Source organism: Pseudomonas syringae, assembly GCF_021606685.1.
GTDB classification, from domain to species: Bacteria; Pseudomonadota; Gammaproteobacteria; order Pseudomonadales; family Pseudomonadaceae; genus Aquipseudomonas; species Aquipseudomonas syringae_R.
Map to the genome: position 1 here is coordinate 1 of NZ_WKCB01000001.1, position 11,038 is coordinate 11,038.

The window sequence follows — 11,038 nt, forward strand, 5'->3', positions numbered from 1 at the left end:
AAACTACCCCTTCCCAACCCTCAAATGCCGCGCATACCAAGGCCGCCTAGGCACCCGCCTAAACAACCCCTCCAACCCATCCCCCTCAGCCCCAAACGTAATCCGCAACGCAAGTTTCATCGTCTCCGGATCCATCTCCATCGACTTCCCCATCTGCACCCCAGGCGTGGTACTGCACCCATGCGTATCCGGCCCCAACCACGGGTCCCCCACCTCAACCCAACGCCCCGGCGCAAACCACGCAATCCCATTGACCTCGAGCCTGCTCACCTCACCCGGATGGAACCGCTCATGCGCACGAAACCAGTCTTCAATACGGTCATCGATCCACCCATGAAAATGCCAGAACACCGGGTTCACATGGGATGAAAACGGATCACCAAGAAAGTCGTTTTCCGCCACATACCAGCGTGGCGCAAAGTCCGCCGGGTCGCGGGCCATCGGCACCGGGGCGCCGTTGGAAGGGTCGCGCGGCACCGAGGCCCAGCGCATGTGCAACCAGTCATGCAGCCCCAGCTCCATCTCTGACCCCAACTGGCCCAGGCTCAACCTGGCCAGGTAACGCGGGTCGCGGTATTGGGATTCCCAGACCTGGAAATTGCTGTGATACGTCTCGGCCGCCTTGATGTCGCTGACCCATTGCGTGTAGTCGCTGTCATCCGGCGCCGTCCAGGTGGGCGGCAAGGCAAAGCCGTCGTGGTTGTCGAAATACCGCAGGAACCCCAGGCGGTCACGCTCCAGGGGCGGCTGCGGCGCAGGGAATTCTGGCCACGAGGGCAAGTCCTGCAGGGCACGCGCCGTGCCGAGCATGTGCCGGTGCATAAAGAAGAAGTCGATGCCCGAGCCGTTGCGGTCCTTGTGTTTGCCGCGGGCGTCGCGCTCCTTACCGCGAGGGCCGGGCTGCCAGCCGATGCCGCGCAAGGCGTCGCGTTTTTCTTCGGAGAGTTTATGCCACTGGTCACGGGTGGCGTGCCACAGCTGGTGAAACAGACGGTGCTCGGGCGCGATCAACCAGGCCAGCAGGGTCGGGTTGAGGCCGATGCGTTGGCGGGCCTCGGGAAACCAGTGTTTGTGGGCGATAAAGCGGCTGTCGCGCTCGGTCAGCGCCAGCGGCCGGTCCAGGTCGAGGATCTGCCCGGTGAGGGTGCTGCTGCCGGCGTTGGCGAAATCGGCCCAGACCTGATCGAGGGTCATCTTAAACTCATAGGCGGGCGTGCCGTCGGCCGAGTCGCGGTCGATCAGCCGCCAATAGAGCACGGCACTCTCGCCCGTCAGCAGGTCGCCAAGCACGCGGTAACGCGGTTCGCCCTCGGCACGCAGGTTTTGCGCGGTGTCCAGGTAGCCGCGCAGGCCACGGCCACGCGGGGCGATGTCGAGCAGCAGCTCCAGCCCTTGCAGCGGCAGGCCCTTGAGGCCCGCGTCGCGACCTTCCAGACGCAGGCTCCAGACCCCGCGCAAGGTATTCGCCAGCTGCTGGCCAGCCGTGTCGGCCAGGTCCACCGTGGCTTCACCGGGGGTAATCGGGAATTCTTCTTCGCGCGTCAACTCGCGATGGGCATAAAAGGCCGCCGGCACAGCGGCACCGGTAAGCGCCAGGCCTGCGATGAACCCGCGTCGAGAGATGGTCATTGTCTACCTTAGGAAACGGCTTTATCAGAGCTAGAACGTTTGCACGCCGGGGAAATTTACCGTGCAACCCGCGCCGCCTAAATTTCCCCGCCCACCGCTCGTTCTTCCCTGATAGCGAAGGCCTCAACTGACTGAGATGGCAATGACAAAACCACGTTCGAAAAAGGCGCTGTACATCGGCTTGCCACTGGCATTGGCCATCGGTGCCGGGGCCGGTTTCCTGGTCTGGGATCACTGGTTCAAGGGCAATGCCGGTTACCCGCTCAAGGTGATCAAGCAGGCCAATGAAATGCAGGACCGCCTGCTGTCGTTCGACAGCCATATCACCGTACCGGTAGATTTCGGCACCGCCGGCAACGAGGCCGACAAGGACGGCAGTGGCCAGTTCGACCTGGCCAAGGCTGCCCGGGGGCGCCTGTCGGGCGCGGCCCTGACCATTTTCGGCTGGCCGGAAATCTGGAACGGCCCCAACGCGCCGCACAAACCCACCGAAGGGTTTGTCGAGGCGGCCCGGCATGAACAGGAAGTGCGCTACAAGATCATCAGCGCCATGGTCCGCGACTTTCCCAACCAGGTTGCCATTGCCTACACCCCGGACGATTTCCGACGCCTGCACGGCGAAGGCAAGTTCGCGATCTTCATCAGCATGCTCAACGCCTACCCGCTGGGCAACGACCTGAACCAGCTGGACCTGTGGGCCGCACGCGGCATGCGCATGTTCGGTTTCAGCTACGTGGGCAACAACGCCTGGTCGGACTCATCGCGCCCACTGCCGTTCTTCAATGACTCGGTGGACGCACTTGACGGCCTGTCGGACATCGGCAAGCAAGCCGTGCACCGGCTCAACGACCTGGGCGTGATCATCGACGTGTCGCAGATGTCGACCAAAGCCCTGGAGCAGGTCGCGCAACTGAGCCGCACGCCCATGGTGGCATCGCACTCGGCGCCGCGCGCAGCGGTGGATATCCCGCGCAATCTCAGCGACAAGGAACTGCAACTGATCAAGAACAGCGGCGGCGTGGTGCAGATCGTGGGCTTCTCTGCCTACCTGCGGCCACTGAGCCAGCCGACCCAGGACAAGCTCAATAAACTGCGCGCGCGCTTCGACCTGCCGCCCCTGCCCAACCTGGCCATGGCGTTGATGCCGGGCGACGCGATCATTGCCGCCTGGCCCGAGCAAAAATTCGGCCAGTACGCCAGCGCGCTGTACGGCATCCTCGAAGAAGAACCCAAGGCCACGCTCAAGGACCTCGGCGACGCCATCGACTACACCGTGCGCAAGATCGGCATCGACCACGTCGGCCTGTCTTCGGACTTCAACGATGGCGGCGGCATCGAGGGCTGGAACAACGTGGGCGAAGTGCGCAACGTCACCGCCGAACTGATCCAGCGCGGCTATTCCGAAGCCGATATCGCCAAACTGTGGGGGGGCAACTTCCTGCGGGTGTGGGACCAGGTACAAAAATCCGCCAAACCCTTGGCTAACCGCTAACTACCTAGAACAAGTCCATGACCGACCGCCGTACTTTCCTCAAGCAGGCCGGGGTATTTGCCGCCAGCCTGCCGCTGGGCACCGCCCTGCTCCCCCAGGCGATGGCCGCCAACGCAACAGACGACCCATGGACGGGGTTCAAGCAGCTGTTCAACCAGGACCCGGATTACCTGCATTTTTCCAACTTCCTGGTGGCCTCACACCCCAGGCCGGTGCGCGAAGCGATTGAGCGTTACCGCGCGCAGATCGACCGTAACCCGGGCCTGGCCATGGACTGGGACCTGCAGGAAACCTGGAAGCGCGAAGGCCAGGTGCGCGAATGGGCCGCGCGCTACCTGAACGCCACACCCCCGCAGATCGCCCTTACCGGCAGCACCTCCGAAGGGCTGGCGATGATCTATGGCGGCATCAAGGTGCGGCCCGACCAGGAGATTCTCACCACCGTCCACGAGCATTACGCCACCCAGAACGTGCTGGATTTTCGCGTGCAAAAGCAAGGCACCCAGGTGCGTCGAATCAAGCTGTTCGACAGCCCCAGCCGGGTGTCTGCCGATGAGGTGCTGGGCACTCTGCAACGCGCCATCCGCCCTAACACCCGCGTGCTCGGCATGACCTGGGTACAGTCCGGCAGCGGCGTGAAGCTGCCTGTCGGCGCAATCGGCCAACTGGTGGACGAGCACAACCGCAACCGCGACGACCAGGACCGCATGCTGTATGTGGTGGATGGCGTGCACGGGTTCGGGGTGGAAAACCTGGGTTTCCCTGACATGCACTGCGACTTCTTTATCGCTGGCACCCACAAGTGGATGTTCGGCCCACGCGGCACCGGTCTGGTCTGCGCCCGCGATGCTAAAAACAACTACGTCACACCAATGGTGCCGACCTTCTCCGAAGACAAGGACTTCGCCACCATCATGACCCCCGGCGGCTACCACGCCTTCGAGCATCGCTGGGCCGCGGATGAGGCGTTCAAGCTGCACCTGCAACTGGGCAAGGCGCAGGTACAGGCACGCATTCACGCGCTCAATACCGAACTCAAAGACCAGTTGCTCGAGCACCCGCAAATCGAACTGGTGACCCCGCGCAGCCCCGACCTGTCGGCTGGCTTTACCTTCTTCAGGGTCAAGGGCCAGGAGAGCGATGCGGTGGCGGCCTACATGCTGAAAAATCGTGTGGTGATCGATGCGGTAGAGCGCGATGTCGGCCCGGTGATCCGCACCGCTCCCGGCCTGCTGAACAGCACCGATGAGATCCAGCGCTTCATGACCCTGCTGAGCCAGCGGTTGTGACCCGCCCTTTTTTCCTTTGAACGAGATGCCCACATGAATCCATCCCGACTCAAACCCCTCACGGCCCTGGCCCTGAGCGCCCTGTGCGGCGCCCTGCTGCCCAACCTGGCGCAGGCCGCCGCGCCGCAACCTGGCAAGGTTTTCAAGGACTGCAAGGACTGCCCGGAAATGGTGGTACTGCCCGCCGGCACGTTCACCATGGGCACGCCGGACGATGAAGTCGGCCGCGAGCCGGACGAAGGCCCGATGCACGACGTGACGTTCGCCAAGCCCTTCGCCATGAGCCGCTTCCACATCACCGCCGGTGAATGGGACAGCTACGTCCGCCAGACCGGGGTAAAAATCGCCGACGGCGACACTCGCCCCGGCCGCGAATGCATCGCCAGCAAACCACGCTACCCCCAGGGCCCGCGCCAGCCGGCAGTGTGCATGGACATGGACGACATCAAGCAATACGTGGCCTGGCTGTCGAAAAAGACCGGCCAGCAGTACCACATGGTCAGCGAAGCCCAGCGTGAATACGCCGCGCGCGCAGGCTCCACCGGGCCTTTCCCCTTCCCGTTCGACGCAGGCAAGGGCTACAGCATCGCCGAGCACGCCAACACCTACGGCCCGGCGGACGGCTACAGCTACTCCTCGCCGGTGGGCAGCTACCCGCCGAATGCGTTTGGCATGTATGACATGCATGGCAACGTCTACGAGCGGGTTGCCGACTGCGAGCACCCCAACTACATCGGCGCGCCCACCGACGGCAGTGCGTGGACCGAGCCGAACTGCAAGGGCTACATGATTCGCGGCAACGATTGGGGTGAAGCGCCGGTGTTCTCGCGCTCAGGCAACCGCAACACCATCTACCCGCAGACGCGTGGCGACTGGATCGGTTTCAGGGTAGTGCGCGACCTCTGAAACACCGAATATCCAATGTGGGAGGGGGCTTGCTCCCTATGGCGGTGGGTCAGGTACAAATTTACTAACTGACCCACCCTCATGGGGAGCAAGCCCCCTCCCACATTTGAATCCCACACATCAGGAAGACTCGGTTCAGCCCTTCTGAGCCAACAGCGCCAAGCCTTCATGCAATGCCGGGAATAGGCTGTTGTTGAAGTTGTTCCAGGTGGCGTACCCCCCGCAACTGGATCGGTTTCAGGGTAGTACGCGACCCCTGACACACCGAATACCCACTGTGGGAGGGGGCTTGCTCCCGATGGCGGTGGGTCAGTTACAAATTTACTAACTGACACACCTTCATCGGGAGCAAGCCCCTCCCACATTTGAATCCCACACATCTGGAAGACTGGGTTCAGCCCTTCTGAGCCAACAGCGCCAAGCCTTCATGCAATGCCGGGAACAGGCTGTTGTTGAAGTTGTTCCAGCGCAGCTCGAGGATGGTGTCTTGCGGGGAGATCTCGGTCTTGAGCACGTCATGGAACACTTCACCGGAATCGATGCCGTTGTCCACGTAGTGGAACGACGCACCGGTGAGGTACAGCGGCTCGGACGGCGTGGTGGCCTTGGTCGCCCAGTCCACCACCGTTTGCCCGCGCGCACCGTACAAGGCGTTCCAGGTGGCGTACGCCCCGCGACGCTCGTAAGGCGATTCGATGCGCGTAATGCCTGGGTGGATGTTCATGATCCGCCGGGCAAACGGCGCGCCGGGGCGCACCAGCTCATCGAGGATCACCAGCAGGCCATCCAACACCACGATATCGGCCTTCAATTCCACCAGCGTGTCATGCAGGCGGCGCTCGAAATCCTGTTTGCCGGCGATATGTTCCGCGCTGCCCCTTGGCAGGCGGCGGTAGGTGGACGGCACGCTCATCAGCAAATCGTTGACCAGGCGCCCCTGCACCCGCAGGTCCGCCGGGTACAGCCACTGGCGGCCCGGCTGGTAGGCAAAGCCGTAGTCGGCCACCAGCTGTTGGTCCCGTGGGTTCTGTTCGTCGTCGTCATACACCACGCCCACCAAGTTGTAGGCCTCGCCCAATGGCGTGTCGTTGAGCGCCCCCACCAGAGATTCCAGCACCGACATCATGTAGCGCTCGTGGTCCTTGTAGGCCACCGGCTGCCCGGCCTTGTCGGCGGCGGCATTGCGCAGGGACCACACGTACACCAGATTCTTTTTCGTCATTGTTTCGCTCTCGCTGGATAGATCAGGCACGCGCCAATACGCGTGCGCCTACACCACAAGAACGAACCAGACGCCGTGCAATTTATCCGCCGCCGCTGCCGCCGAGCACACCGAGCTAAATAGTCGCGCCAATTCTTCGTTTGTCATGGGTAAGGGTCTGTGTGCCCAGCCCCCTCTCATTCACTTTTCCGGGAAATATTTATGACCGACCCCAAGCGCGGCGCCTTCAAAGGTCTGCTCGCATTGCTCAGGCCCTTTCGCACCATCATGACGATCTCCGTCGCCCTGGGCATGGCCGGCGGCCTGGCCATCACGTTCCTGCTGGCGACCATCAATAAAGCCCTGCACTCTTCCACCGGCATGACCCAGGGTGTGATCCTGACCTTCGCAGCCTTGTGTCTGCTGGCGCTGGTCAGCTCGATCGTGTCGGACATCGGCACCAATTTCGTCGGCCAACGCATCATTGCCGCGCTGCGCAAGGAGCTGGGTGAGAAAGTGCTGTCGGCGCCCATCGAGCAGATCGAGCGCTACCGCACCCACAAGCTGATCCCGGTGCTGACGCACGACGTCGACACCATCAGTGATTTTTCCTTTTCCTTCACGCCGCTGGCCATTGCCTCGACGGTCACGCTGGGCTGCCTGGGCTACCTGGCGTACCTGTCGGTGCCGATGTTCTTGATGATGGTCGTGGCGATTGTGATCGGCACGTCCGTGCAATACGTCGCGCGCTCGGCCGGGATCAAGGGCTTCGAAGCCGCCCGCGACCAGGAAGACGAACTGCAGCGTTACTACAGCGCGATTGCCTCCGGCGCCAAGGAGCTGCGCATGCACCGTCCGCGTCGCTACCGGATGAACACCCATCGCATCCAGGCGACGGCTGATCGCATCAGCGACATCCAGGTACGTTCGGTGAACATTTTCATCGTCGCCAAGACGTTCGGCTCCATGCTGTTCTTTGTGGTCATCGGCCTCGCGCTGGCGTTCCAGGCCTATAACCCCAACCCCGACCCGGCCGTGATTACCGGTTTTGTGCTGGTGTTGCTGTACATGAAGGGCCCCCTGGAGCACGTCGTGACGGCGCTGCCGATCGTCAGCCGTGCGCAAATCGCGTTCTCGCGTATCGCCGAGCTGTCCGAGCGTTTTTCGTCACCCGAGCCGCACTTGCTGCTGGAAGACAGCGAAGCCCCGAAACCGATGGTGCACAGCCTCGAACTGCGTGGCGTGAGCTACAGCCCACCGCCGGTGGAAGGCAGCGCGCCGTTCCACCTGGGCCCTATCAACCTGAGCATCAAGCAAGGCGATATCGTCTTTATCGTGGGCGAGAACGGCTGCGGCAAAACCACGCTGATCAAGCTGCTGCTGGGGCTGTATCAACCGCAATCGGGTGAAATCCACCTGAATGGCGAGGCCGTGATCGCGCCTACCCGCGACGATTATCGCCAGTTGTTCACCACGGTGTTCGCTGACTACTACCTGTTCGACGACCTGGTTCAGGGCGGCGGGCAGCAATCGATGGACAGCGCCGCGCAGTACCTGCAGCGCCTGGAAATCGCGCACAAAGTCACGATCAAGGATGGCTCCTTCAGCACCACCGACCTGTCCACCGGGCAGCGCAAACGTCTCGCGCTGGTCAACGCCTGGCTGGAAGAACGCCCGGTACTGGTGTTCGACGAATGGGCTGCCGACCAGGACCCGGCCTTCCGCCGCATTTTCTACACCGAGCTGCTGCCGGACCTCAAGCGCCTGGGCAAGACCATCATCGTGATCAGCCACGACGACCGTTATTTCGACATCGCCGACCAGTTGGTGCGCTTGCGCGCGGGCAAGGTCGTGCACGAAATGGAACCTGCTTGAATTTTCTTTTCCGGTTTTTCCAAGTAGCAACGTCTCACTAGTGTTAATGAGAACCAAACTCAAAAAACACCTATAGACTGCCTACCTGAAAACCTAGAAGAGAACGTATCCATGCCAGTAAGACTCGGTCTCAGCCCGCTGAGCAAAGCGCTATTCATGCGCCGGGCCCTGTACGTCAACTGGACGCCCTGCGCGCTGGCCCTGGCGGTTTCGCTGCCCGTCGCCGGTTACGTACAGGCCCAGGAGATCGAGATCAATATTCCTGCACAGCCATTGGGGACGGCGTTGCAGGAATTTGGCCGGCAAACCAACCTGCAGGTGCTCTACAGCCCTGCCGATGTGCAAGGCAAAAACAGCACTGCGGTCAAGGGCAAGCTGGAACCGACCCAGGCCATCACGTCCCTGCTCGCGGGCACAGGCATCAACTACAGCCTGCAAGGCAATACCGTCACCCTCACCGGGGGCGGTTCCGCCGCGCTGGAGCTGGGGGCCACGTCGGTGACCGCCAACCAACTGGGCACCGTGACCGAGGGTTCGGGCTCCTATACCCCGGGCACCATCGCCACCGCCACGCGGATGGTGCTGACGCCGCGTGAAACGCCGCAGTCGATCAGTGTCATCACGCGCCAGCACATGGACGATTTTGCGCTCACCTCCATCGATGATGTGATGCGCCACACGCCTGGCATCACCGTGTCGAGGCTCGACAGCGAGCGGACCGAATACTTCGCGCGCGGGTTCTCCATCGAGAACTTCCAGTACGACGGCATCCCTACCCTGCGTAACGCCGCGTATTCGTCGGGCCAGACGCTCACGAACATGGCGATCTATGACCGCGTAGAGGTGCTCAAAGGTGCCAACGGCTTGCTGGCAGGCGCCGGCGCCCCTGGGGCGACGCTCAACCTGATCCGCAAAAAACCCACCAAGGACTTCAAGGCCAGCCTTGAGGTGGGGGCCGGCAGCTGGGATAACTACCGCTCGCAACTGGATGTCAGCGGCCCGCTGACGGACAGCGGCAACGTACGCGGTCGCGCGGTCGTCGCGTACCAGGACCAGCACTCGTTCATCGACCGTTACGAGCGCAAGACCAACGTGTATTTCGGCACGCTGGAAGCCGACCTCAGCGACGATACCCTGCTGACCGTAGGTTTCGATTACCAGAACAGCGACCCGTCCGGCTCGGGCTGGGCAGGTAGCCGTCCGTTGTTTGACCGCAACGGCAACCGCATCAGCGTAAAACGCTCGTTCAACAACGGCGCCAAGTGGAGCAGTTGGGAGCAATTCACCCAAAGCGCCTTCGCCACGCTGGAGCACCAGCTGGCCAACGGCTGGGTGGTCAAGGGCCAATACACCCACCAATTCAGTGGGTATGACGCCCCACTCGGCGCCATCCAGCTCGGCCCATTCCCGGCGACCGGCTTGTCGACGGTCTACGCGAACAAACTCAAGGGCGATACCCGCGCCGATTCCGGTGATATCTACGCCAGCGGCCCGTTCAGCCTGGGCGGCCGCGAACACGAGCTGGTGGTCGGCGCCTCGGCGTCGAACTCCCACTGGCAAGGCAAGAACTGGGAAGCGCCGATCCACGCCAATGGCCGTATCGTCGACTTCTGGAACTTCGACGGCAATTTCCCGGAGCCGGACTGGGGCAACGTCACCAGCGAGTTCGATGAAACCACGCGGCAAACTGCAGGCTACGCGACCGCACGCTTCAACCTCACGGATGACTTGAACCTCTTTCTCGGTAGCCGCGTGGCCAACTATTGGCTGACGGGCGACAGCAACACCACCGAAACCGGAAAGTTGATTCCCTACGTCGGTGTCACGTACGACCTCAACGAAAACTTCACCGCCTACGCCAACTACACCGAAATCTTCTACCCGCAGACAGCCCGCGACCGTAACAACAAGGTGCTCGAACCGGATGAAGGCAAGAACTACGAACTGGGCGTAAAGGGCGAGTTCTTCAACGGTGGGCTGAACACCAGCCTGGCCTACTTCGAAGTGCATGAATCCAACCGTGCGGAATCCGACGCGGAGTACAACGCCAACCCGACCAACCCGGCGATGCTCACCGAAGCGTCCAAGGGCATCAAAGCCAAGACCAAGGGCTTCGAGGCCGAGTTGTCCGGCGAGCTGGCACCCGGCTGGCAAGCCCAGGCCGGATATACCCACAAGGTCATCCGCGACGAGCATGGCGATAAAGCCTCGACCCTGGAACCCGAGGACCAGGTCAGCTTCTTCACCTCGTACAAGCTCAGCGGGCCGCTGGACCGCTTGACCCTCGGCGGCGGTGCGCGCTGGCAGGGCAAAACCTGGCGCACGGTCTACAACAGCGGGAAATTCCAATCCGAAGACATTCACCAGGAAGCCTACTGGGTGGTCGACGCCATGGCCAAATACCAGTTCACCGACCATGTCTCCGCGACCCTTAACGTCAACAACGTATTCGACAAGTACTACCTCACCAACATCGGCTTCTTCAACACCGGCTACTACGGTGACCCGCGCAACGTCATGCTGACCACACGCGTGGACTTCTGACCCGGCCAACACAGCCCCCCGCCCTCCGGCGGGGGTTTTGTTTGAGCGCGCATAACACGGGCTGCACGCGACAAAAAACACCGGCGCAAGGCCGGTGTTCAA

The 11,038-nt window shown here is 62.2% G+C and carries 7 protein-coding genes and 1 pseudogene; 5 read left to right on the plus strand and 3 right to left on the minus strand.

The features are described from left to right. Positions 1–3 precede the first annotated feature (3 nt). On the minus strand, positions 4–1,629 hold the full coding sequence (gene pvdP, locus GIW02_RS00005; RefSeq protein WP_236415264.1) for a pyoverdine maturation tyrosinase PvdP: 1,626 nt from the start codon (positions 1,627–1,629) through the stop codon (positions 4–6). Between the two features lie 142 nt (positions 1,630–1,771). Here pvdP and pvdM point away from each other — a divergent pair, with 142 nt between their 5' ends. From pvdM to pvdO, 3 genes are read left to right on the plus strand one after another with little or no spacing between them, the layout of a single operon-like run. Beyond that, complete coding sequence (gene pvdM, locus GIW02_RS00010) at positions 1,772–3,121, plus strand: pyoverdine-tailoring dipeptidase-like protein PvdM (protein ID WP_236415261.1); 1,350 nt, start codon at positions 1,772–1,774, stop codon at positions 3,119–3,121. A gap of 17 nt (positions 3,122–3,138) precedes the next feature. Further along, the gene (pvdN, locus tag GIW02_RS00015; RefSeq protein ID WP_236415259.1) at positions 3,139–4,410 is read left to right on the plus strand and encodes a pyoverdine-tailoring periplasmic protein PvdN; all 1,272 of its coding nucleotides are present in this window, start codon (positions 3,139–3,141) and stop codon (positions 4,408–4,410) included. A gap of 33 nt (positions 4,411–4,443) precedes the next feature. After that, positions 4,444–5,316 carry a dihydropyoverdine dehydrogenase gene (gene pvdO, locus GIW02_RS00020; RefSeq protein WP_236415257.1) on the plus strand — a complete coding sequence of 291 codons (873 nt, stop codon included), beginning with the start codon at positions 4,444–4,446 and terminating at the stop codon, positions 5,314–5,316. Between the two features lie 135 nt (positions 5,317–5,451). On the opposite strand, the pseudogene GIW02_RS27090 reads toward pvdO, so the two are convergent. Both GIW02_RS27090 and GIW02_RS00025 read right to left on the minus strand, forming a co-directional pair. Further along, a pseudogene (locus tag GIW02_RS27090) lies at positions 5,452–5,523 on the minus strand (hypothetical protein); the annotation flags it as partial. Positions 5,524–5,710: 187 nt separating this feature from the next. Continuing rightward, positions 5,711–6,538 (minus strand): N(5)-hydroxyornithine transformylase PvdF, encoded by an 828-nt coding sequence (locus GIW02_RS00025; RefSeq protein WP_236415255.1) that lies wholly within the window; start codon positions 6,536–6,538, stop codon positions 5,711–5,713. Between the two features lie 201 nt (positions 6,539–6,739). On the opposite strand from GIW02_RS00025, the gene GIW02_RS00030 reads away from it, so the two are divergent. Together GIW02_RS00030 and GIW02_RS00035 are read left to right on the plus strand one after the other, a co-directional pair. Beyond that, entirely contained in the window at positions 6,740–8,392 is a 1,653-nt protein-coding gene (locus GIW02_RS00030; protein ID WP_236415253.1) for a cyclic peptide export ABC transporter, read from the plus strand. Between the two features lie 156 nt (positions 8,393–8,548). Then, positions 8,549–10,936, plus strand: a complete 2,388-nt coding sequence (locus GIW02_RS00035) for a TonB-dependent siderophore receptor (protein WP_456362081.1) — start codon at positions 8,549–8,551, stop codon at positions 10,934–10,936. Positions 10,937–11,038: the final 102 nt, after the last annotated feature.